At 61.2% G+C, this 21,877-nt stretch carries 23 protein-coding genes; 12 read left to right on the top strand and 11 right to left on the bottom strand.

Annotated elements, in window-relative coordinates; translation table 11 throughout:
• Window positions 1–4: 4 nt before the first annotated feature.
• The 3 genes from FQ320_RS04310 to FQ320_RS04300 are packed head-to-tail and all read right to left on the bottom strand — an operon-like array spanning window position 5 to window position 2,045.
• Complete coding sequence (locus FQ320_RS04310; RefSeq protein ID WP_148470669.1) at window positions 5–790, bottom strand: metal ABC transporter permease; 786 nt, start codon at window positions 788–790, stop codon at window positions 5–7.
• The gene (locus tag FQ320_RS04305; protein WP_148470668.1) at window positions 790–1,575 is read right to left on the bottom strand and encodes an ATP-binding cassette domain-containing protein; all 786 of its coding nucleotides are present in this window, start codon (window positions 1,573–1,575) and stop codon (window positions 790–792) included. Before FQ320_RS04305 ends, FQ320_RS04310 begins: the two co-directional genes overlap by 1 nt.
• Window positions 1,572–2,045, bottom strand: coding sequence for a transcriptional repressor (locus FQ320_RS04300; RefSeq protein ID WP_148470376.1), 474 nt, complete (start codon window positions 2,043–2,045; stop codon window positions 1,572–1,574). The genes FQ320_RS04305 and FQ320_RS04300 overlap by 4 nt, the downstream gene beginning before the upstream one ends.
• 80 nt (window positions 2,046–2,125) lie before the next feature.
• On the opposite strand from FQ320_RS04300, the gene FQ320_RS04295 reads away from it, so the two are divergent.
• Window positions 2,126–3,079 carry a zinc ABC transporter substrate-binding protein gene (locus FQ320_RS04295; protein ID WP_148470375.1) on the top strand — a complete coding sequence of 318 codons (954 nt, stop codon included), beginning with the start codon at window positions 2,126–2,128 and terminating at the stop codon, window positions 3,077–3,079.
• Window positions 3,080–3,127: 48 nt separating this feature from the next.
• On the opposite strand, the gene denD is transcribed toward FQ320_RS04295, so the two are convergent.
• The 7 genes from denD to FQ320_RS04260 form a co-directional block, all read right to left on the bottom strand.
• Window positions 3,128–4,108: a D-erythronate dehydrogenase gene (denD, locus tag FQ320_RS04290; RefSeq protein ID WP_148470374.1), complete on the bottom strand. Its 981-nt coding sequence runs from the start codon at window positions 4,106–4,108 to the stop codon at window positions 3,128–3,130.
• Between the two features lie 270 nt (window positions 4,109–4,378).
• Window positions 4,379–5,734 (bottom strand): homogentisate 1,2-dioxygenase, encoded by a 1,356-nt coding sequence (hmgA, locus tag FQ320_RS04285; RefSeq protein WP_148470373.1) that lies wholly within the window; start codon window positions 5,732–5,734, stop codon window positions 4,379–4,381.
• 107 nt (window positions 5,735–5,841) lie between these two features.
• Window positions 5,842–6,174 carry a hypothetical protein gene (locus FQ320_RS04280; protein ID WP_148470372.1) on the bottom strand — a complete coding sequence of 111 codons (333 nt, stop codon included), beginning with the start codon at window positions 6,172–6,174 and terminating at the stop codon, window positions 5,842–5,844.
• 96 nt (window positions 6,175–6,270) lie between these two features.
• Window positions 6,271–6,618: a hypothetical protein gene (locus FQ320_RS04275; protein WP_148470371.1), complete on the bottom strand. Its 348-nt coding sequence runs from the start codon at window positions 6,616–6,618 to the stop codon at window positions 6,271–6,273.
• Between the two features lie 2 nt (window positions 6,619–6,620).
• Window positions 6,621–7,250, bottom strand: a complete 630-nt coding sequence (locus tag FQ320_RS04270) for a hypothetical protein (RefSeq protein WP_148470370.1) — start codon at window positions 7,248–7,250, stop codon at window positions 6,621–6,623.
• An 8-nt stretch (window positions 7,251–7,258) separates the two neighbouring features.
• Window positions 7,259–9,496: a xanthine dehydrogenase family protein molybdopterin-binding subunit gene (locus FQ320_RS04265; protein WP_148470369.1), complete on the bottom strand. Its 2,238-nt coding sequence runs from the start codon at window positions 9,494–9,496 to the stop codon at window positions 7,259–7,261.
• Between the two features lie 3 nt (window positions 9,497–9,499).
• On the bottom strand, window positions 9,500–9,958 hold the full coding sequence (locus FQ320_RS04260; protein ID WP_148470667.1) for a (2Fe-2S)-binding protein: 459 nt from the start codon (window positions 9,956–9,958) through the stop codon (window positions 9,500–9,502).
• A 279-nt stretch (window positions 9,959–10,237) separates the two neighbouring features.
• On the opposite strand from FQ320_RS04260, the gene FQ320_RS04255 reads away from it, so the two are divergent.
• The 11 genes from FQ320_RS04255 (at window position 10,238) to FQ320_RS04210 (ending at window position 21,257) form a co-directional block, all read left to right on the top strand.
• Window positions 10,238–11,080: a flagellar motor protein MotB gene (locus FQ320_RS04255; RefSeq protein WP_148470368.1), complete on the top strand. Its 843-nt coding sequence runs from the start codon at window positions 10,238–10,240 to the stop codon at window positions 11,078–11,080.
• A 94-nt stretch (window positions 11,081–11,174) separates the two neighbouring features.
• Complete coding sequence (locus tag FQ320_RS04250; RefSeq protein WP_148470367.1) at window positions 11,175–12,482, top strand: flagellar hook protein FlgE; 1,308 nt, start codon at window positions 11,175–11,177, stop codon at window positions 12,480–12,482.
• A 31-nt stretch (window positions 12,483–12,513) separates the two neighbouring features.
• The gene (flgK, locus tag FQ320_RS04245) at window positions 12,514–13,941 is read left to right on the top strand and encodes a flagellar hook-associated protein FlgK (RefSeq protein WP_148470366.1); all 1,428 of its coding nucleotides are present in this window, start codon (window positions 12,514–12,516) and stop codon (window positions 13,939–13,941) included.
• Between the two features lie 3 nt (window positions 13,942–13,944).
• Window positions 13,945–14,949 carry a flagellin gene (locus FQ320_RS04240; protein ID WP_148470365.1) on the top strand — a complete coding sequence of 335 codons (1,005 nt, stop codon included), beginning with the start codon at window positions 13,945–13,947 and terminating at the stop codon, window positions 14,947–14,949.
• A 5-nt stretch (window positions 14,950–14,954) separates the two neighbouring features.
• Entirely contained in the window at window positions 14,955–16,049 is a 1,095-nt protein-coding gene (locus tag FQ320_RS04235) for a flagellar basal body P-ring protein FlgI (RefSeq protein WP_148470666.1), read from the top strand.
• Between the two features lie 488 nt (window positions 16,050–16,537).
• Window positions 16,538–16,723: a hypothetical protein gene (locus FQ320_RS04230; protein ID WP_148470364.1), complete on the top strand. Its 186-nt coding sequence runs from the start codon at window positions 16,538–16,540 to the stop codon at window positions 16,721–16,723.
• 333 nt (window positions 16,724–17,056) lie between these two features.
• Window positions 17,057–18,256: an MFS transporter gene (locus FQ320_RS04225; RefSeq protein WP_148470363.1), complete on the top strand. Its 1,200-nt coding sequence runs from the start codon at window positions 17,057–17,059 to the stop codon at window positions 18,254–18,256.
• Window positions 18,257–18,475: 219 nt separating this feature from the next.
• Complete coding sequence (locus tag FQ320_RS04220; RefSeq protein ID WP_148470362.1) at window positions 18,476–19,690, top strand: multidrug effflux MFS transporter; 1,215 nt, start codon at window positions 18,476–18,478, stop codon at window positions 19,688–19,690.
• 256 nt (window positions 19,691–19,946) lie between these two features.
• Window positions 19,947–20,114 (top strand): hypothetical protein, encoded by a 168-nt coding sequence (locus FQ320_RS25510; protein ID WP_187393769.1) that lies wholly within the window; start codon window positions 19,947–19,949, stop codon window positions 20,112–20,114.
• Entirely contained in the window at window positions 20,111–20,746 is a 636-nt protein-coding gene (locus tag FQ320_RS04215; RefSeq protein ID WP_148470361.1) for a hypothetical protein, read from the top strand. Before FQ320_RS25510 ends, FQ320_RS04215 begins: the two co-directional genes overlap by 4 nt.
• A 55-nt stretch (window positions 20,747–20,801) precedes the next feature.
• Window positions 20,802–21,257 (top strand): CoxG family protein, encoded by a 456-nt coding sequence (locus FQ320_RS04210; RefSeq protein ID WP_148470360.1) that lies wholly within the window; start codon window positions 20,802–20,804, stop codon window positions 21,255–21,257.
• Between the two features lie 41 nt (window positions 21,258–21,298).
• Here FQ320_RS04210 and FQ320_RS04205 read toward each other — a convergent pair whose 3' ends face one another.
• Window positions 21,299–21,763 (bottom strand): Lrp/AsnC ligand binding domain-containing protein, encoded by a 465-nt coding sequence (locus tag FQ320_RS04205; protein WP_148470359.1) that lies wholly within the window; start codon window positions 21,761–21,763, stop codon window positions 21,299–21,301.
• Window positions 21,764–21,877: the final 114 nt, after the last annotated feature.

Raw genomic sequence — 21,877 nt, 5'->3', positions numbered from 1 at the left:
TGGACTAGCGTCTTCCGCCCGCCAGCGCCGTGAGCGCAAAGCACAAAGCGGCCACGCAGACCATCGTCGGACCGGTCGGAGTATCGAACCGGTAAGACGCCAACAATCCGCCCAGCGCCGAGGCGGCGCCGATCACCGCGGCAATCAACGCCATCGCCTCGGGTGTCCGCGCAAGGGGGCGGGCGGCAGCGGCGGGGACCACCAGCATCGCCGCGATCAGCAGCACGCCGACCACCTTGATCGATACCGCCACCACACAGGCCAGCGCCAGCGTCAGCACCAGTTGCTCGCGCCGCGGATCAATACCGCTGGCCTGCGCCAGATCGGCGTTCAGCGTCGCCATCAAAAGCGCCGACCATCGCCAGGTCAACAGCCCCAGCACAAGCACCGCCCCGCCCCAGATCACCGCCAGATCCCCCCGCGACACAGCCAGTATATCGCCGAACAGATAGGCCATCAGGTCAAGCCTGACACCGCTGAGAAACGACGCGGCCACCAACCCAAAGGCAAGCGCCGAATGGGCCAGCACCCCCAAAAGCGTGTCCATGGCAAAACCCCGGTCCGACAGCAGCGACACGGTCACCGCCATCGCCAGCGCCACGATCAGCGCACCAAGAAACACCGGCAATGAAAACGCAATGCTGAGCGCGATCCCCAGAATCGCCGCATGGGCGGTGGCATCGCCGAAATAGGCCATGCGCCGCCAGACGACAAAACATCCCAATGGTGCGGCGGCCAGCCCCACGCCAACCCCCGCCAGTGCGGCGCGCACCAGAAAACTATCAAGGATCACTGGCCTGCCCCGTCGTCGTCGGAAATGTGGTGAGAATGTTCGGCCCCGGACTCGTGCCCATGATCATGGGTGTGATCGTGCAAATGCCCGTGTTCGTGCCGGTACAGCGCCAGAGCACCCTTGGTGCCGGTGCCAAACAGCGCGCGGTATTCCGGCGCGCTTGCCACCACCTCGGGGTGACCTTCGCAGCAGATATGACCGTTCAGACAAATCACCCGGTCCGACGCGCTCATCACCACATGCAATTCATGGCTGACCATCACAACGGAACATCCGAGGTCGCGGCGCACGTCTTCGATCTGACGATAGAAGGCGGCGGACCCGGGCTGATCCAACCCTTGGGTCGCCTCATCCAGCAACAGCAGATCCGGCGCGTCAAGCAGGGCACGGGCAAGCAGAACTCGCTGGAACTGTCCGCCCGACAGCTGCGCCATCTGCCGCCCGCCAAGATCGGGCACCCCTGCCCGGTGCAAGGCATCGCGGGCACGCACGGCCGAAACCGGACGCGGCAAAGACAGGAACCGCGTCACCGTGATCGGCAGGGTCGGATCGATATGCAGCTTTTGCGGCACATATCCGATGCGCAGCCCCTCGGCCCGCACCACCCGGCCCGAAGTTGGTTTCACCGCGCCGATCATCACCCGCAACAATGTCGATTTTCCCGATCCGTTCGGCCCGACCACGGTCACGATTTCGCCCCGCCGGATGTTCAGGCTCACGCCTTGCAACACCGATACGCCGCCAAGCTGGACATCGACTGATTCCAGCGCGATCAGGCTCACGCAGCCCCGACGCAGTTGGGGCACAGGCCCTCGGCCTCGACCACGGTCTGTTCGATTGTGAACCCGTTTTTCGCCGCCGCAGCATCCAGGGACCGGCCCGGACCCTGCTCCGCCTCGGCCACCGCGCGGCAATCGCGACAGATCAGAAAGGCGGGTGCGTGATCGGAGCCCGGAAAGGCACAGGCAGCAAACGCGCTGAGCCGTTCGATCCGGTGGGCAAAGCCGTGCCTGACCAGAAATTCGAGCGCCCGATACGCCACGGGCGGCTGTGCGCCGCGCCCTTCGGCCCGCAGGCGATCAAGGATGTCATAGGCCCCGAAGGCGCGATGTTCTTCCAGCAAAATCTCTAACACCCGGCGACGTACCGGGGTGAACTGCACACCCTTTTCGGCGCAGTGCCGGGCCGCGCGGGCGACGGCGGTGTCGATGCAACGGGCGTGATCGTGGCGTTCAAAGGCAATGGGGCGCATGGCGGCCTCCTATGGGATTGCAATGTTATAACATCCATCATACAGAGGTTGCAATGTTATAAGATCACAGGATCAATCCAATGTTCAATCCCCGCGCCGCCGCCCTCTGCGCCCTGCTGTTTGCCACCCCCGCAATGGCCGATGTGCCCAGGGTGGTCACCGATATCGCTCCGGTTCACGGATTGGTCTCGAAGGTGATGCAGGGTCTGGGCACGCCCCATCTTATCGTCCGACCGGGCGCATCGCCCCACGATCATGACCTGCGTCCCTCGGATGCCGGCGCGCTGCAATCTGCGGATGCGGTGTTCTGGATCGGCACGGCGCTGACCCCGCAACTGGAAAGCCGGATCGAAACGCTCGCCGGATCGGCGGTGTCGGTGCAACTGCTGAACCTGCCGGGCACCGAGACTTTGGCGTTTCGTCTGGGCGCGACCTTCGGGCCTGATGACCACGGGCATGACGCGGACACGCCCGCCCCCGGCACCGCGCCGGATCACGACCACGATCACGACCATGATCAGTCCGGAACCGACCCACACGCCTTCCTGTCACCTGACAATGCTCGGCTATGGCTGGGTGAAATCGCCTCCACACTCTCCGGTCTCGACCCGGAAAATGCCGCGATCTATGTCGCAAATGCCGCCGCCGGACAGGCCGAGATCGACACGGTGGTGGCCGAAATAGAACCCACACTCGCCGCCCTGTCAGACGTGCGATATGTGGTATTCCACGATGCCTATCAGTACTTTGAACGCCGGTTTGGCCTGGCCCCGATCGGCGCGATCAACCTGTCTGACGCGTCGGACCCCAGCCCGACGCGGCTGGACGCAATGCGCGCAGCAACCAAAGGGCAGAACGTCGTCTGCGCCTTTTCCGAACCACAGTTCAACCCCGGCCTGATCGCCGCTGTGTTCGGCGGAACGGATACGAAAACCGCCGTGCTCGATCCGCTGGGCACCGCGATTCCGATTGGGCCGGGGTTTTACCCTGCGCTGCTGCGTGATCTTGCGCAGGGTATGGCCGACTGTCTCTGATCCGCCGATGCGGGCGCAAGGCGGCGGAATCGGATCCGCCGCACAGGTTCAGGGCAACTTGCCGCCCAATTCGTCGTCGATGTGAATCTGGATAATCTCGTCAAAGCTCGACTCTGCACGAAAGCCCAGTTCAATGGCGCGCTGCGGATCAAAATTCTGCGGCCAGCCAGCGACGATGCGGGTGATCGTGTCATCCGGCTCGACCTTGATCAGATCCACGGCCTTTTGGCCTGCAACGCGGCGCAGCGCCTCGATCTGTTCAGCCACCGTGGCGCTGAGTCCCGGCAGGTTGAGCGTGCGGCGCTGCCCCAGAGGCGCAGTGTCGAGCGTTGCCGCATGCAGCAGAAACTCGACAGCCGAACGCGGGCTGGCGTGCCAGTGACGCACGGTGTCAGCAACGGGCAGGACGGCGGGTTGCCCGGAAAGCGGTTCGCGCAGGATGTTGGAAAAGAACCCCGACGCCGCCTTGTTCGGCTTGCCCGGACGCACGTTGATCGTCGGCAGACGGATGCCGATTCCGTCGAAAAACCCACGACGGGAGTAATCCGCCAGCAGCAATTCGCAAATCGCCTTTTGCGTGCCATAGGATGTTTGCGGCGTATTGTGGAACGTATCGCTGATCTTGTCGGGAAATGGCGCGCCGAATACTGCAATGGACGAGGTAAAGACCACACGCGGGCAATAACTCTCGCGCAGCCCTTCCTGCCGGATCGATTCAAACAGGAACCGGGTGCCATCAAGGTTAATCAGATACCCTTTGTCGAAATCCGCCTCGGCCTCGCCTGACACGATCGCGGCCAGATGAAAGATCACATCCGCCCGCAGCCCCGCAAGACGGTCTGAGACCCCCGCAGTCGTCAGATCCGCCGCCATACAAGTGGCCGGAATGCCAGAGGGCGCGGCGGGTTCGTTGACGTCGACCAGCGTCAGGCGGTCAATGGTCTTGCCGCCCAGCGCGCCATCGGCGACCAGCCTTTGGGTCAGCTTGGTTCCGACCATTCCGGCCGCGCCGATGATCATGATATGCATGTGTCCGTCCTTTTATTGGCATCGCATTATTGGCATCAAAGCGCCCTATGGCCGCACCGGCCTTTTGGCGCGACTGAAAAAGCATGTGACGGTGCCCCCTCCGCCGCACGCGCCCATATTGGTGGACTTACATCGCAAATTGCAAGGCGTGGCGCATAGTGCCGCCTTGCCTGCGATCTTTGAGTCAAACGGTGATCCAGCGTAGCTTTGTAATAACGCGCCAATCCGGCTTTTCCTGCCCGGACTTTCATCGAGCCTCTCAGCCTGACGCTATTTCTTGCCGGGCGTGCCGTCGAATTTCTTTTCGAGATCGGCCCAGCAATCAATATAGTCATCCTGCAACGGGGCTTCTTTTGCGGCGAAGTGGGTTAGATGTTGGGGAAAGCGGGTCTCGAACATGAACGACATGGTGTCTTTCAATTTCTCGGCTTCCAGATCGGCATTCGACGCGCGCTCAAAAGCTGCTTTGTCGGGGCCATGGGGCAACATCATGTTGTGCAGGCTCATCCCGCCGGGAACAAACCCTTTGGGTTTGGCGTCATATATGCCGTGAATGTTGCCCATCAGTTCGGACATCACGTTCTTATGGTACCAGGGCGGGCGAAACGTGTCTTCGGCGACCATCCAACGGTCGCGAAACAGCACGAAATCGATGTTCGCCGTGCCTTCCACCCCCGAGGGCGCGGTCAGAACGGTAAAGATCGACGGGTCCGGATGATCGAACAGCACCGCGCCCACCGGACAATAGGTGCGCAGATCGTATTTACACGGCGCATAGTTGCCATGCCATGCCACCACATCCAGCGGGCTGTGGCCGATATGCGTCACATGAAATTGCCCGGCCCATTTGACGGTCACGGACGATGGTGTCCCACGATCCTCAAAGGCCGCGACCGGTGTCTTGAAATCGCGCCGGTTCGCCATGCAGTTGGCACCGATCGGTCCGCGCCCGGGCAAATCGAATTTCTGACCGTAATTCTCGCAGACGAAACCGCGACACGGGCCGTCGAGCACTTCGACACGGTAAACCAGCCCGCGGGGAATGATCGCGATTTCCTGCGGTTCGATTGTGATGACGCCGAGTTCGGTGCAAAACCGTAACCGCCCCTCTTGCGGGACGATCAAAAGCTCGCTGTCGGCCGAATAGAAATAGGCATCGACCATCGAATCCGTCACCAGATAGACATGGCTGGCCATGCCGACCTGAATGTTGACGTCGCCCGCCGTGGTCATCGTGCGCATGCCACTGAGCCAAGTCAGCGGCTGGTCGGAATGGGGCACCGGATCCCAGCGGTATTGGCCAAGCGACACGACATCCGGATCAACATGGGGGGCGGATTTCCAATAGGGCAGATCGAGACGCTTGAAACGGTGCGTGTGTTTGACCGAAGGTCGGATGCGGTAACACCATGTGCGTTCGTTCTGATGGCTGGGCGCGGTAAAGGCGGTGCCCGAAAGCTGTTCGCCGTAAAGCCCATAATTCACCTTTTGCGGCGAATTCATGCCTTGCGGCAGGGCGTCTGGCAAAGCCTCGGTTTCGAAATCATTGCCAAACCCGGGCATGTACCCGGCGACCGTTCCAACCGGCGTCGCCGCGCTGAGCAGCCTTGCAGGGGGCTTGTCCATCGGATGTCCTTTCGCGACCATGCCTTGCCGGTATTGTTAGCCCCTGAGGCCAACAAGTCCAACATGATCACCAATAGGAAACCGTCGTTCTTTACCGGACGCCACAGCTACATATTGCTGTCGATCCAGCGTGACATCATCACCCGGTCGCGAAAGCATTCCGGGGGGACCTCACGCCGCTTGATGCGGGCGATACGTTCAGCAAAGGCGACCTGTTTCGAACTGGGGTAGTTCGAGAATTTGCTTTTCGCCAGAATAGCGCGGTGTTCATCGATCCAGTTCGACAATGCGCGCCGGTCTGACTGCACCTCGCCCGGAAGGGTTGCTCCGGTGCCCTGCGCGATCTGACGCGCATATCTGATCTGTTTTTCCGTGACCGGCAGGCGGTGATAATCATTGCTGATCAGGCTTGCCGAAGTTTCGTGACTTGCAGAGTCCATTGGTCCGCTCCATCGCTTGTTCCATAACATATAGAACAAGACGGGAACATTGTCAATATATGGCGGAGCTGACCAAATACGCCACAAGATGCATCCCTAGGATGTCTGCCGCGCCGGGCGCCAAAGGATCGTGAACAGCGTCACCAGCGCGCCCAGATTTGCCAACAGGATCACCCAGTAAATCCACGCCGGACCGGTGATCGGCCCCGCAGTTTCGGTGAAAGCGCCGACGCTGCCGATCAGCAGCACCACAAAAGCGAGCCATGCGAGCCAGCGCCAGTTGTGCAGCAGGCCCAGCGCGATCAGCCCATAGAACGGTGCAACCAGTGCCAACAAAAGACCGAACGTCGAAAACCCTCCCAGCAGTGGCACTCCAAGATGCAGTACGCCCGACACCAGCAGGAACACCGCCGCAGACAGGTATAATCTTTCATCACGATCCATGGTCACTCCTCTGGGCAGGGCATGCCGGCGATGCCCCATGCGATGATGTCGTCCAGATGCGATTGCAGGGTTCCGGGCGCGGCATCACGCCCGCCACCGGGATTGAAGCCCCATGAAATCAGACCGCCGACCTCGGCATCGTGGGTGATGTGTTCGATCAGCCCCGCCAGATCCCGGTCGCCGTTGGTGTCGGGATTTCTGACCTGAGCGCAGATTTCGGACGATGTGCGGCCCGTCCAGACAAACTCGACCGGGGCCAACTGCCAGTCCATATTGGCATGGGGCGGTGCGTGGGGAAGGGTGTTGGGCCGTTCGGATGTGACATGGCAGGTGGAGCAGGTCAGCGTTTGCGCGCCGATCCGACTTTCGCCGCCGATGATATTCATGCCGTGGGGCCGGGTTGCCGTCTCGCCCATCAATGTCCAGAGCGGCACGGCATCCGCATCCACATGGCAGTTGATACAGCGGGGATGGGTGAAAACCTCGTTGATCCTGTCCCAGGCGGCCAGCCCCTCGGCCATTGGCACCGATCCCTCGGGCGGGACGGTTACGGTCAGCCCGCCAGTGTCGGCCAGCGCGACGCTGGCAAGCCCCAGAATGGTGCCAAGGAACAGCGCGGGGCGGAGTTTCATAGGGCGCCTCATATAAATGCGATGTGCCGGTTGAACGGCATTTCCCGGATCCGTTGCCCGGTGGCGGCGAATATTGCGTTGGCCAGAGCCGGAGCAGCGGGGGGCACGGGCGGTTCGCCGATACCGCGCACCGAGGTGCCATTTTCCAGCCCCCGCACGATAATTTCGGGCGTCTGATAGAGGCGCAGACCCTCGGCCATGTGATAATTCGTCTGCTGCGCCGCGCCGTCGGAATAGGTGATCTCTGAATTGATCGCATGGCCCAATCCCCAGATCACGCCACCCTGCACGAGATTTTCAAAGTTCAGCGGATCGATCACCCGACCGACATCGGCAGCAACGAACACCCGGTCCAGCCGGATGCCGCGATCCGTCATCGTCACCTCAACCACCTCGGCCACGGGCACCCCAAAGGACGCCACAAAGGCGATACCGCGCCCCTGCCCCGCACCCAGCGGCGCGCCCCAATCCGACATTTCGCCCACAGCCTCAAGCACCTTGCGTGCCACAGGATCGGCAATCAGGCGCAAGCGTTCCGCCAAAGGGTCGGCACCCGCTGCATGGATCAACTCGTCCAGCGCGCAATCGGCAAAGAACCCGGCATGGGACGCCCCGACCGAGCGCCAGGAACTGACCGGCGACAGGCCCGGCACCGCGTATCCGGTGACCCGGTGATGCGGCAATCTGTACGGCACATCCCACGCCCCCGCGACGATCTGATTGTCGGGTCCGGGGATCGACTGCCCCAGCCGCGCCGCCTGTGACCGGGACGGAGAGGCGGCGGCGATGCCAAGATCCAGCGCGTGAACCTTGCCGTCCTTCACCACCCCCCGGGCACGGGCCATGGCGATCTGGCGGGGGAAATCCTGTGCGAAATCCTCCTCGCGGGTGAAGGTCAGCTTAACCGGAACACCCTTCAACGCCGTCGCCACCTCAACCGCGCGGTCGATGTTCTCAAACTCAAGCCGGTGACCGAAACTGCCGCCGACATACTGATTGTGAAAATGCACCGAACTTTCCGGCAGACCGGTCGACTTGGCCACCCGTTGCTGCACAAAACGCGGCATCTGATGACCGACCCACAGATCGGCGCGGTCCCCGGTCACGCGGACCAAAGCACTGAGCGGTTCCAGTGGCTGATGCGCAACATAGGGCGCGCGGTATTCGGTTTCGATCACCGCACCGCCGTTCAGCGCGGCGGGAATATCCCCGTCATCGCGCCAGACGGAATCAAGCCGTTCTTCGGTGAAAGATGCCGCCACCTCGGCCCAGTGATCCGCCTGTTCCGCTGGATATGGCGCAGTATCCCAGTCGATACGTACCGCCTTCATCGCCTGCATCGCGTACCATGTGTTGGTCGCCACCACGGCCACACCGTTTTCCAACGTCACAATGTGCAGGACGCCCGGCATGCCCTCGGCCCTTGATGCATCAAAGCCTCGCATCCCCGCACCCTTGCGCGGGTTCACCCGGCAGGTCGCGTGAACCATGCCCTCCATCGTCAGATCAATGCCATAGGTCAGAGCGCCGGTGGATTTCGCGGGAATGTCGAGCCGTGGCACATCATGGCCGATCAGCCGCCATTCTGACGGATCGCGCAGCTTTGTCACCTTGACCGGGTCGATCCCGGCGGCGATCCCGGCCAGATCGGTATAGGCAATGCGCGTTCCGTCCTTCAGCACGACCGCGCCACTTTCGGTGCGCAGATCGGCCACATCCGTCCCGGTCTTTTGCGCTGCCGCCGCCTTCAGCGTTTCACGCGCCACCGCGCCGGCATGGCGCAGCTTGTCAAAACTGTCGGAGGCGGTGCTGGACCCGCCTGTCACCTGCGCGCCGATCAGTTTGAACGCGCTGCGCGCCATGTCACGCAGGGCTTCTGCGGGGATGCTGTCATCGGTATATCGAAACGGCACGGCGTCGGCCGCCAGCGCGGTATTCCAATAGGCGCCATCGGGGCGGCCGGGATCAGTGGTGAACTGGCCCGGGTCCAGATCCATTTCCTCGGCAATCAGTGTGGATTGCAGCGCCGTCGTCCCCTGCCCCAGATCCACATGGGGTGTGATCAGCACGATCCCGTCGGGCCCGATCCGCACCCAGGCGTTGAACGTCGCCTGCCCGGGCTCGCGCCCCTTGGCCAGCGGATTGTCGGCGGGACGACGCACCGTCCACGTGCCAAAGGCAACCCCGCCGGCAATGGCAACCGATGCGATCAGAAAACCGCGGCGCGCAATGGTGGCAACGGCCATGGATCACGCCCCCCCAAGTTTGGCAGCCGCCCCATGGATGGCTGCGCGGATGCGGGGATAGGTGCCACAGCGGCACAGGTTGGCCGACATGGCGTGATCAATGGTGTCGTCGTCAGGCGCCGGATTCACCGACAAAAGCGCTGCCGCCTGCATGATCTGTCCCGACTGGCAGTATCCGCATTGCGCCACCTGATGTTCAATCCAGGCCGCCTGAACGGCGTGCAGCGCCTCAGGCGTTCCCAGCCCTTCAATCGTTGTCACCTCACCGGACAGATCGCCAATGGCCAGTTGACAGGAACGCACCGCCTGACCTTCGACATGCACCGTGCAGGCGCCACATTGGGCGATACCACAGCCGTATTTCGTGCCGGTCAGTCCCAGTTCATCGCGCAAAACCCATAAAAGCGGCATATCGGGCGATACATCAACCCGGTGCTGCGTTCCGTTAACCGTCAGATCGATCATCGCCGCCCCCTGATTGCGCCTGCTGAACTCAGGACTACTGCCACAGAGCTAACGCCGCCATGCCGAAAGGCAAAATAACGTGTAGGATAACCCTGCGTCGCAAAGGCCTGCGCGATCGCGTCCATTCCCCGCTTCACCTGCCGCCCAACGCCTGTGAGCGCCAAAGGATCGTGCGCGACACTCCTGCGCTACCGTAAGCGCCGCTTTTTAGAAGTTAAGCCCCCTTTCACCCACCCCTGTTAAACCGGGCAGCGGTGGGTAAAGGGGTGAGTTTTAATGACTGCGCATGCAAATGCGCCGGTGATCATCAAACGTAAGAAGATCGTCGGCGGTGGCGGGCACCATGGTGGTGCCTGGAAAGTGGCCTATGCGGATTTCGTGACCGCAATGATGGCTTTCTTCCTTTTGATGTGGCTTCTCGGCGCGACAAACGAAAATCAGCGCAAGGGAATAGCCGATTATTTCAACCCGACGATCACCATCAATCGCGTGTCGGGCGGCGGAACAGGGTCGTTCAACGGCGACACCGTATTTTCCGAAGATCGCCTGGCGCAGAGTGGTGTGGGCGCGACGCAGACCTATCATGCGGACAGCGATAAATCCCGCGGTGAAACCGGAACCGATATCAGCAAAGCAGAATCGACGGACGGCACCACAAACGACGAACAGTTGACCGAACTGGCCGAATTGCTGATGGCGCGGTCCGGCGAAAGCATGCTCGACGATGCGCTTTCCCGCCATATCCTGACGCGCGTGACCGACGAAGGTCTGATCGTCGAGCTGTTCGACCTGCCCGATGAACCGCTTTTCGACGGCGAATCGGACGTTCCGACGCCACTGCTGAACGAGCTGACCGGGATCGTCTCTTCGGTCTTTGGGCTGGCGCGCAACAAAATCGCCGTCGGCGGGCATGTCCACTCAGAGCCCATCGTGCGCCTGAACAATCCGGTCTGGGACATCTCGACCCAGCGGGCGCATCGGGTGCGGGGCATGCTGAATCCCGCATTTATTCCTGAAAACCGGGTACAACGCGTCACCGGCCATGCCGACCGGAATCTTGTGACCGACAACCCGATGTCCGTGCGCAACAACCGGATCGAGCTTACCCTGCTGCGCTGAACGCAATGGCCGCCATTTTAGGTATTAGCGTCATGTTAAGGCTGCTCGCCTAACAGGGAAAGGACTGAGAAAAACGCATCAGAAAGGCGCTTTCATGACCATCTCCTCCTCCCTGGCGGCCAGTGTCGCAGGACTGAACGCCAACGCGCAACGGTTGGCCGGCATTTCGGACAACATCGCGAACTCGTCGACGTTCGGTTATAAAAGGGTGGTGACCGACTTTCACTCGATGGTCGTCGGCGGCCGGGCGGGGCAGCAGGGGACATATACCGCAGGTGGTGTATCCACCACGACGGCGCGCAGGATCGAAGATCGCGGTATGGTTCAGGGCACCAACAATTCGATGGACATCACGATTGGCGGGCGCGGCTTTCTGCCAGTCACCAACCGCACCGCGGTCGGCCAGCCGGGTGTCTTGCCGCTGGCTCTGATGACGACCGGATCGTTCCGACCGGATGCCGAGGGCGTGTTGACCAATTCATCGGGGCAGGTGCTGATGGGCTGGGGTTTGAACGCCAACGGGACCCTGCCTGCCGTGGCGCGCGACACCAGCGCGTCGCTGGAACCCATTGTCGTCACCAAAAATCAGTTCGCAGCCAACCCCACGACCCGGATCACCATGGGGGCGAACCTGCCATCCACAGACACGAATGCCGGCGCGGCAGGCGCGGCGCGGGATCTGTCGGTCGAATATTTCGGCAACCTCGGTCAGGCTGAATCCCTGAACGTCAGCTTTACACCCACGATTCCCGCGGTCGGATCGTCCAACACCTGGACAATGACAATCACCGACTCCGCATCCAACGGCGCCACCGTCGGCGAATATGAGGTGACGTTCAACGACGGCCCGACCAACGGCGGCACCCTTGCCACGATCACCGAGACCACAGGCGGCGCCTATGACCCGGCCACCGGCAAGGTGACGCTGACACTCGGCGGCGGCGATATCGACCTGAACATCGGCCTGCCCGGTACCCCCAACGGCCTGACCCAGCTTGCCGCCAGCTTTGCCCCGACCGAGTTGACCAAGAACGGATCCCCCGTCGGTAACCTTGTCGGGGTCGAGATCGATCCGAACGGCATTGTAAGCGCAATCTTCGATACCGGCTTCAACCGACCGATCTATCAGGTGCCGCTGATTGACGTTCCCAATCCCAACGGGCTGAACGCGATGAGCGATCAGACCTATTCCCTGTCGATGGAAAGCGGTCCGATGTTCCTGTGGAATGCCGGTGATGGACCCACGGGCGAAACCCAAGGCTATACATTGGAGGCATCGACAACGGATGTGGCACTGGAATTGACCAACCTGATCCAGACCCAGCGCGCCTATTCATCGAATGCCAAGGTGATCCAGACCGTCGATGAGATGATGCAGGAAACCACGAATATCAAACGCTGAATATCCCCCTGCCGTCTGCGAGGAGTAGAACATGAGCATGTCCGCCACATTGTCCAACGCGCTCAGCGGGTTGTCCGCAGTCCAACGGTCCGCACAGGTGGTGTCCGCAAACATCGCCAACGCCCTGACCGAAGGATACGGACGGCGCGAAGTGTCGCTTTCCGCAGCCAGCTTGGGCGGCGTTCAGGTCAACGGGATCGTCCGGGTCGTCGACCCGGCGGTTCTGTTTGACCGCCGGATCGCCGATGCCGGGCTTGAGCGTGACAGCGCCCGCACCGGCTTTCTCGACCGGTTCGCCGCCCTTTTGGGCAGCGCCGACAGCAGCAACTCGCTGACCGGGCGGCTTGCCACGCTTGAGGGCCGCCTGATCGAGGCGGCAAGCCGACCAGACTCCACCACCCGCCTTGAAGGCGTCGCCGCTGCGGCCCGGTCACTGGCCAACCAGATCAATCAGGCGGGCCAAGGGATTCAGGCGGAGCGGCACGCCGCCGATGCCGCCATTGCGCGGGATATCGAAACCCTGAACACCACGCTGGCACAGGTTGCCAAACTGAACGCCGACATCGCCCGCAATGCCGGTAAAACCGATATGAATCCCTTGTTGGACCAGCGCCAGCAACTGATCGACCGGATCGCGCAAATTGTCCCCATTCGTCAGATTCCCCGGGATCGCGATGTGGTCGCACTGGTCACCACCGGCGGGCAGGTGCTGCTTGACAGCCGTGTCGCGACCATCGAATTCACGCCGGCCAATGCGGTCACCCCGGGCATGTCTCTCGCCGGGGGGCAGTTGTCGGGGCTGACGATCGACGGGCGTGCGGTCACGCCGGGGGGCGACGGACGGATGGATGGTGGGCGGCTTGAGGGTCTGTTCGTGATCCGCGACTCCTCGGGACCCGAGGCCCAGGCGCAACTTGACGCCTTCGCCCGGGACCTGATCCAGCGTTTCGAAGATCCTTCGATCGACACCACACGTGCGCCCGGCGCGCCCGGACTGTTCACCGACAGCGGCAATGCCCTGACCGTCTCTCCCACCGAAGGACTTGCCCAGCGGCTGAGCCTGAACGCGCTGGCAGATCCCGAACAGGGCGGTGCCGTTTGGCGGCTGCGGGATGGGTTGGGCGCGGCGACCTCCGGAGCGGTCGGACAGGCCGGCATGCTGCACGCGCTCACTGACGCCCTGAATGCGCCACGCGCCACCGCGTTGGGCGGTGCACAATCGGCCGCCACTTTTGCCTCGGAATTCATGGCGCAAGTCAACGGCAGCCTGTTTCGTGCGGAGGAAACCCAGACCTTTGCCCAATCCCGCGCCGATACCCTGCGCCAACAAGAATTTATGGGCGGTGTGGACATGGATCAGGAAATGCAAAAGCTGCTGCTGATCGAACAAAACTATGGTGCCAACGCCCGGGTAATCCAGGCGGTCGACGAAATGATGCGCCGCCTTTTGGAGATCTGAACCATGTTGCAATCCATCGGAACGCTTTCCGCCAGCTACTCGAACCGTATTTTCAACGCCCGGATCCGCACAGACCTGAATACGCTGGCGCAGGAACTGACCAGCGGACGCAAGTCCGATCTGCGCAGCGCGCTGTCGGGCGACATGGCTCCGGTCGCCGCGCTGGAACGCAGCCTGTCGCGCCTCAGGGCATTCGACACTGTCACCGCCGAGGCCGATCTCTTTACCAACACACTGCAGCAATCGCTTGAACGGGTCAAAACCCAGATCGAAGGTCTGACAGAAGCCGCGCTTGCCATGGAGAACACCACGAGCCCGGCGTTGATCCATAACTTCGGCGAAGAAGCCAGCAGCCGGTTCGAGGCCCTGGTTGGCACTTTAAACACCACTGTCGCAGGCCGGTCGCTGTTTTCCGGTGATGATACCGAATCCCGCGCTGTCGCCGATCCCAAACTGATCCTTAACGATCTTGCAGCACTGCTCCCCGGCACCGCCACCGCCGAAGATGTCTCGGCGGTGGTTGACGCATATTTCGCGCCCGGCGGCACATTTGAAACCGCGCGCTATCTTGGCAGCACGGACCCTCTCGCCCCCTTCAGGCTTACACCCGAAGACACGGTTTCCCCCGGGATCGACGCGCGACAGTCCGAATTGCGCGCCATGCTGGCCGCGACGGCCAAAGGTGCGCTTTTGGCGCGGGGTGCATTATCCGGTGACATCCAAAACCAGTCGAACCTTATTTCCATCGCCCGGGACGATCTATTGGGCGCGACGGCGGGCATCGTGGCGCTGTCGGCGTCGGTCGGCACCGCCGAGGCGCGGATCGATGCGGCGCGCAGCCGAAATGGCGCCGAAACCGCCAGCCTGCAACATTCCCTGGCCAAACTGGTCACCGCCGACCCCTATGATACGGCGACCCGGTTGCAGGCCGTCCAGTCGCAACTTGATACCTTTTACACGGTGACCGCCCGGCTATCGCAGCTGAACCTGACAGGATATTTGCGTTGATCGCCCTGCGCGCATTGATTGTACTGGTTCTGTTTCTGGCGCCACAGCTCGCGCCCGCACAGGTCAGGATCAAGGATTTGGTGGAATTCGACGGGGTGCGGGGCAACGATCTGGTCGGTTACGGCCTTGTCGTAGGGCTGAACGGCACAGGCGACGGCATGCGCAACGCGCCGTTCACCGAAGACATCATGGCAACAATTCTTGAACGGCTGGGGGTCAACGTGACCGGCGAACAGTTCCGCCCGAAAAACGTGGCGGCGGTGCTGGTTACCGCCGCGCTTCCGCCGTTCGCCCGCGCCGGAGCACAGATCGACGTAACGGTCTCTGCAATCGGTGACGCAGGCAGCCTGATGGGCGGAACGCTTGTCATGACACCGCTGAATGCCGCCGACGGGCAGATCTATGCCGTGGCACAGGGTACGATCCTTGCGGGGGGCGTGGTGGCTAAGGGCGATGCCGCATCGGTCACCCAAGGCGTTCCGACGTCGGGCATTATACCCTCCGGCGCCCGGGTAGAGCGCGAAATCGACTTCGATTTTTCGGGGCTCACCTCAATCCGTCTGGCCCTGCGCACACCCGATTTCACCACTGCTGGACGGATCGAACAGGCGATCAACCGCAACCTCAATCGGTCGGTCGCGGTAATGCTGGATGCGGGCACAGTTCTGATCGACATTGCCGCAACCCGTTTGCCTTCGCCGGCCCATGCGCTGGGACGGATCGAAAACATCGAAATCTCGCCTCAACGCAAGGCGCGCGTCGTGGTCGATCAAAGCTCGGGAACGATCGTCATGGGCGAAGACGTCCGGATCAGCAGGGTGGCCGTCAGTCAGGGCAACATCACGCTTCGGATTGAAGAAGCGCCGCAAGCGGTGCAGCCCAATCCGTTTTCCCCCGGCACAACGGTTGTACTGCCCCGCACCGCAGCCGGAATTGAGGAAGAACCCGGGATCGGCCTTGCCGAAGTGCCTGGCGGCACGTCGCTGTCGCAAGTCATTCAAGGCTTGAATGCACTGGGAGTATCGCCCCGCGACATGATCGACATACTGAAAAGCATCAAGGCTGCGGGTGCGCTACACGCCGAATTTATCGTGCGCTGAACTTTGCGGTCTCCGATCAAGTCACGGGGTGATGTTACCATGCATCTATCGCCACCCAAATTCTTCGGTGCTCGCGGCTCAGGGGGCTCGCAATTGAGGGAGCGAAGATCGGGTGGCGCGACTACCGCCATTTTTCCGAGTATAAGGGTTTGTTTTCATTTTAAAGATAGTCAGTCCCGGCCAAGGCGAACATGCTGCAAGTCATTCCTCCGTCTTGACAAAGAACCTTCGGCAACTTCCAGCCGAGTGCACCGCACCCTTACTCAATCCTAACTTGTGTCAGTGCCCGTCCCGCCCGGACAGAGGATATTGAACCTGCACGTCGAACTTCGGGGGAGAGGTCTGCGCGCGATTTCATCCGACAGGGCTCTTGCAAGCAAATTGTGATCCTTCACCAGTTTGAAACAAGGGCACCCTCGGTACTTCCGGCAGGGCACATTTTCCCGAAATGTTCCCGCAAGTCACCTGTTGTCCAGATTGAGGCTGCCATGACAATGTTGAAGCTCGAAGACAAAATAGTCGCGTTGGAACGTCTCATCGCCAGTGCCAGCACCACTGAGAAGAAGCGCGCTGCGCGCCGCCTGTACAGTTTGATAAACGCCACTGAGTTGAAACCCGCATTCAGTGCATCAAACTGTGACGATGACCTGTTATTCGACAATGTACCTGTCTGAGTAACGTCATTCCTCGCGTATCAAGGCAATATCTGTTGCCAAAGGGCCCGATGCGGCTCGGAGCGGGGCGAAACTCAATTGATTTTGATTGAGAGTTTTGCCCCGCACTCCTGCCACCTGCCTTTGGCCGAATACGCGAAGACGGTGGATACCGCTCTGTATATGAGCATTTTCCTGAAATAACAGTCTTTCAATTGAACTGAACAGCGCGACAAAGCCCTGGCTTTATGGGGGCGTTGACACGGTTTCAAAATAGCGCGCCTTGCGGCTCCCGGCGCGGTGTGAGTAATTGGCCATATTACCCCCCGCCCCCGCAAGTGGAAGACGATTGACATGAAGATTGCGACCCGTTCTGGAACCCATTTGGTCGTACTGATGGTTCTGGGTGTGACACATCTTCTGAACGATCTGATGCAATCGTTGATTCCGGCGGCCTATCCGATCCTGAAAGAGACCTATGATCTGGATTTCGTCCAGATCGGTATGATTACCCTCACATTCCAAATCGCCGGTGCCTTGCTGCAACCGGTGATCGGTATGGTCACCGACCGCCATCCCGCACCCTATTCGCCGGTGGTCGGGATGATGTTCACTCTGTCCGGTCTGGTCAGCCTCGCGTTCGCCCAAGGGTATCCGACAATTCTGGTATCTGTGGCGCTGATCGGCATCGGCTCGTCGATTTTTCACCCCGAAGCGACGCGAATGGCCCGCTATGCGGCCGGCGGCCGGCAGGGGCTTGCCCAGGGTATTTTTCAGGTCGGAGGACAGGCTGGCGGGGCGCTTGGGCCGGTGTTTGCCGCACTGATTATCGTGCCATGGGGCCAGCCGACCCTTGCCTGGTTCGCTGTCAGCGCACTTATGGCGATGATTCTGCTGATGTGGATCGGCAGCAAACAACGCCAGATCAGCGCCGAATTCGCGGCGATGCGGGCGCGCAGAAAAACTGACGTCGAGACTGTCCGATACTCTCCGCGGACAATCGGCGTCGGACTTGTCGTGCTAACCTTTCTGATGTTTACCAAAAACGCCTATGGCGAGAGTTTCCGGTCTTTTTACACCTTCTATCTGATCGAACGCTTCGGACTTTCCATTCCTGCCTCACAATTGATGCTTTTTGTCTTTCTGCTCGCTGCGGCGTTCGGAGTATTGATCGGCGGAATCGTCGGCGACCGGATCGGTCGTTACCGGATCATCTGGATCTCGGTTTTGGGGCCCCTGCCCTTGACGCTGATCCTGCCATACGCAGACTTGTTCTGGACCGGCGCACTGACGATCATGATCAATCTGATCATGGCCAGCGCCTTTGCCTCGATCCTGATTTATGCGATGGATCTTCTGCCCAACCGGATCGGGTTGATCGGCGGTCTGTTCTATGGGCTGAATTTCGGACTTGGCGGTGTCGCAGCGGCGTTTCTTGGCGTGTTGGCAGACAGCTATGGCGTCGAAACAGTTTATCAGATCTGTTCTTTCCTGCCGCTTGCGGGGCTGCTGGCATGGTTCCTGCCCCGGATTGACAACGACGTTGGAAATTAAGCAGAAATCCCTCTCGAACGCGACGAGGAACTGGCCCGTCGGCCGGACTGAAATAGCTGTCGCCGGGTCAACAACGCGCTGTTCAAGCCTTGGGTCAGCGCCCCTGCGCATCGCGCCGGGCGCTTTGGTCAGCGCTCGGCGACCAGCATCCTTGAGCTTATCCCTGATCGGCAACGCGGGCTCTGGACGCGCCCTCTGCGCTGGCCTAGCTTGCGCGCCATGAACAACGCGATCCCCGTGCGATTTCTAGACCGCACCACCCCTCCGACAATTTTCACGCTGATTTTGCTGGCCGGCATATCGACGCTTGCTATGAACATGTTCCTACCGTCGCTGCCGGGAATGACCGTTTATTTCGATACTGAATATTCGACAATGCAATTGGCGGTCTCACTTTATCTTGCGGGCAATGCGCTGCTGCAACTTGTGGTTGGCCCGGTGTCCGACAGATATGGTCGTCGTCCCGTGATCCTTTTCGGGCTTGGCGTATTCGTCGCGGCGTCGCTGGGCTGTATTTTCGCGCCGACGATCGAGATATTTCTGCTTCTGCGTGTGATCCAGTCCATCGTTATAACCGGAATTGTCCTAAGCCGGGCGGCGGTGCGCGACATGGTGCCCCAAGATCAGGCGGCATCGGTGATCGGCTATGTCACCATGGGCATGGCGGTGGCACCGATGCTGGCTCCCGCCGTGGGTGGCGCGCTGGATGACGTGTTCGGTTGGCAAGCGTCGTTCTGGCTTTTAACCGGGCTAGGGGCGGCAATCTGGTGGCTGACCTGGCGCGATCTGGGTGAAACCGCCGTGCCGCGTCCGATGACGTTGACGGCGCAGATCCGCGAATATCCCGAACTTCTCAGGTCGCGCAGGTTCTGGGGCTACGCGCTTTCGGCGGCGTTCACATCGGGCGCGTTCTTTGCCTATCTCGGTGGCGCGCCCTATGTCGGTACCAATGTGTTCAACTTGACGCCCGCCAGCCTTGGGTTGTTTTTCGGTTCGCCCGCCATCGGGTATATGGCGGGAAACTTCGTGACCGGGCGATATTCCGTCCGCTTTGGCATCAATGCAATGATCATCTGGGGCGCGGCCCTGTCTGCCGGAGGATTGCTGATCGCAATGCTGCTGTTTCTGGCGGGATACGACTCGGTCTGGGTGTTCTTCGGGTTCATGGTTTTCGTCGGGATCGGCAACGGGCTTGTCCTGCCCAATGCCACCGCAGGAATGTTGTCGGTTCGCCCACATCTGGCGGGCACCGCCAGCGGTTTGGGCGGTGCGATCGCGATCGGCGGCGGAGCTGCGTTGTCGGTTCTGGCCGGTCGCATGCTGGAGCGCGGCGACGGCGCATTGCCGCTGCTGTATCTGATGGTCGTGACCGCGGCGCTGTCGATGGTCTGTGCCATCTATACGGTCCGGCGAGAACGGGTGGTTGCCACTTGACAGCAAGGCTTTGCAAAAGCCAGCGCGACCGCGTCGCACTGGCGATGCAGAAACCCGGTGACGGTTCAGAGCGATCCGATCTGCGCATCCGTCCGTCGCTGATACAAAGCGCATCGACAAAGCACGGACCGGCTTCCTGCCCTGCCACATCCGGGACGGACAGACACAGTTTTCCTGTTGGCGCTTTGTCGGCGCTTGCCAGAAAGCGCGCCGCCCCCTAGCGTTACCCGGAACCGACAGATCGAAGGACCGAATGATGACCCAGAGCGCAATTGCCGCGCTGATGCTGGCCCTGCTAAGTGGGCAGGCCGATGCTGCCGGATGCCGTGTGCTTGATGGCGCATTGATGTGCGATCCGATGCCCTCACCTCGCCCCGGCAACCCCGTCACAAAAGACGCCACACCGGTCACTTTCGAGCAATGATCGATCTGATCTCCGGCCATTTCGTCGTGTTCTTCGAGCACCTGATCGCTGCATTGTTCACCGGGGTGCTGCCCGTCGTTCTGATCGCGCTGGTGATCTTTGTCATCGCATGTTTTGCGACCACCGACGGCCATTCGCGTCGTATTGCGCTCTTGTTTGCCACCGTTGGTGCGACCATCGGGCTAATTCTTGGTGCCAGTCGCGAACCGGTGGTTCAGGCGGTCATCCCGGCTTTGATCACGCTGATCACCGGCTATCTCGGCTGGACGCTGCGTCGGGAATCCCTGGGCCAGGACCGCTGGCTGACGGCCTTTGCCCCCGTCACTGACACCAACGCCGAGATTGCACCTTTGGCAGGCGGCAGTCGGGAAAGCGCGCAGGCGGAAAAGATACGTTATGCCACGCGGCTGGTATTTTCCGCTGTGCTGGCCCTGATGCTGTCCACGGTTTTTGCAACCATGTGGGGCGCGTCGATGCGCGCGGGCAAGGAACAATCCGACCGCGCCCATGAGGCCTGGCTGATCAATTTCAAAGAGCAGCAGGTGCCGCTGGAAACCGAACTGAACCGCCGTGATCTGGGCCTGCCGCCGACCATACCCGTCGAGCAGCCCATCAAGGCCGCCGCAGAATGATGCTTTACCCGCCCGTAACTGCCCGGTATCGCTGGACCTATACAGGGAGAAATTCATGGAACTGACCGGAAGCCGCATCATTTCAGCCGACCGAGCCACGGTCTGGAAACATCTGAACGATCCCGAAACCCTGAAGGCCTGCATCCCCGGCTGCGAAGAACTGACCGGCAACGCCGACGAGGGGTTCGCAGCGGTGGTCAAACAAAAGATCGGTCCGGTCAAAGCGACGTTCAAAGGCGCGGTCACCCTGTCCGACGTGAACGCCCCCGAAAGCTATCGCATCTCGGGCGAGGGCAAGGGTGGCGTGGCCGGATTTGCCAAGGGCGGCGCCAATGTCGTGCTGACCGAGGTCGAGGGCGGCACCGAACTCTCCTATGTCGCCGACGTGTCGATCGGCGGCAAGCTGGCGCAGCTGGGCAGCCGGCTGATCGACGGGGTGTCGCGCAAGCTGTCGGACGAATTCTTCGACCGCTTCAAGACAAGGGTTGAAGGCGGCGACGCCGAGACCTGACGCCCGGAAATCCAAGGCGCAGGCGCTTAAAACTCGGGCACCTACAGCGCGACATCCTTGACCGACTGCATCGCCACATAGGTGGAGGTCTGCGCCACATGGGGCAGTGACGAAATCCGTTCGCCCAGAACCGCGCGATAGCTGACCATATCAGCCGTGCGCACCTTGAGCAGATAGTCGAACGAACCGGCGATCATGTGGCACTGTTCCACCTCGGGCACGGCCAGAACGGCGGCGTTAAAGGCGGCCAGCGCCGATTCGCGCGTGTCGGTCAGCTTGACCTCGACAAAGGCGACATGTTCACGCTTCACGCGCACCGGATCAATCAACGCGCGATATCCGGCGATCACCCCATCGGTTTCAAGACGCTTCAGGCGGGTCTGGGTGGGCGATTTGCTCAGCCCGATCCGTTTGGCCAGATCGGTCACGCTGATCCGGCCCTCGACCGCCAGAACAGTCAGGATCGCGCGGTCGAATCGATCCAAATCGCCACTGTCCGTTTGCATCGAAATCCTCGCTTAAATCAGGCCATTCACCTGACTTTTCCCGATATCCGGGCAACAGTCACGCCAAATCGGCGCTACAGTGGGTAAATTCATTCCGGTTTGGGGAACCTGCCA

Origin of the sequence: Oceaniovalibus sp. ACAM 378, from assembly GCF_008085915.1 — a bacterium.
Taxonomy (GTDB): Bacteria; Pseudomonadota; Alphaproteobacteria; order Rhodobacterales; family Rhodobacteraceae; genus Oceaniglobus.
Note: the sequence above shows the minus strand (reverse complement) of the source record. Positions and strands in the feature narration are given on the sequence as shown.

Excerpts from the sequence above, each read along its gene's own strand:
- FQ320_RS04300 (WP_148470376.1), bottom strand. The coding sequence starts at position 2,045 with ATGCGCCCCATTGCCTTTGAACGCCACGATCACGCCCGTTGCATCGAC.
- FQ320_RS04295 (WP_148470375.1), top strand. The coding sequence starts at position 2,126 with ATGTTCAATCCCCGCGCCGCCGCCCTCTGCGCCCTGCTGTTTGCCACC.
- denD (WP_148470374.1), bottom strand. The coding sequence starts at position 4,108 with ATGCATATCATGATCATCGGCGCGGCCGGAATGGTCGGAACCAAGCTG.
- hmgA (WP_148470373.1), bottom strand. The coding sequence starts at position 5,734 with ATGGACAAGCCCCCTGCAAGGCTGCTCAGCGCGGCGACGCCGGTTGGA.
- FQ320_RS04280 (WP_148470372.1), bottom strand. The coding sequence starts at position 6,174 with ATGGACTCTGCAAGTCACGAAACTTCGGCAAGCCTGATCAGCAATGAT.
- FQ320_RS04275 (WP_148470371.1), bottom strand. The coding sequence starts at position 6,618 with ATGGATCGTGATGAAAGATTATACCTGTCTGCGGCGGTGTTCCTGCTG.
- FQ320_RS04270 (WP_148470370.1), bottom strand. The coding sequence starts at position 7,250 with ATGAAACTCCGCCCCGCGCTGTTCCTTGGCACCATTCTGGGGCTTGCC.
- FQ320_RS04265 (WP_148470369.1), bottom strand. The coding sequence starts at position 9,496 with ATGGCCGTTGCCACCATTGCGCGCCGCGGTTTTCTGATCGCATCGGTT.
- FQ320_RS04255 (WP_148470368.1), top strand. The coding sequence starts at position 10,238 with ATGACTGCGCATGCAAATGCGCCGGTGATCATCAAACGTAAGAAGATC.
- FQ320_RS04250 (WP_148470367.1), top strand. The coding sequence starts at position 11,175 with ATGACCATCTCCTCCTCCCTGGCGGCCAGTGTCGCAGGACTGAACGCC.
- flgK (WP_148470366.1), top strand. The coding sequence starts at position 12,514 with ATGAGCATGTCCGCCACATTGTCCAACGCGCTCAGCGGGTTGTCCGCA.
- FQ320_RS04240 (WP_148470365.1), top strand. The coding sequence starts at position 13,945 with ATGTTGCAATCCATCGGAACGCTTTCCGCCAGCTACTCGAACCGTATT.
- FQ320_RS04230 (WP_148470364.1), top strand. The coding sequence starts at position 16,538 with ATGACAATGTTGAAGCTCGAAGACAAAATAGTCGCGTTGGAACGTCTC.
- FQ320_RS04225 (WP_148470363.1), top strand. The coding sequence starts at position 17,057 with ATGAAGATTGCGACCCGTTCTGGAACCCATTTGGTCGTACTGATGGTT.
- FQ320_RS04220 (WP_148470362.1), top strand. The coding sequence starts at position 18,476 with ATGAACAACGCGATCCCCGTGCGATTTCTAGACCGCACCACCCCTCCG.
- FQ320_RS25510 (WP_187393769.1), top strand. The coding sequence starts at position 19,947 with ATGACCCAGAGCGCAATTGCCGCGCTGATGCTGGCCCTGCTAAGTGGG.
- FQ320_RS04215 (WP_148470361.1), top strand. The coding sequence starts at position 20,111 with ATGATCGATCTGATCTCCGGCCATTTCGTCGTGTTCTTCGAGCACCTG.
- FQ320_RS04210 (WP_148470360.1), top strand. The coding sequence starts at position 20,802 with ATGGAACTGACCGGAAGCCGCATCATTTCAGCCGACCGAGCCACGGTC.
- FQ320_RS04205 (WP_148470359.1), bottom strand. The coding sequence starts at position 21,763 with ATGCAAACGGACAGTGGCGATTTGGATCGATTCGACCGCGCGATCCTG.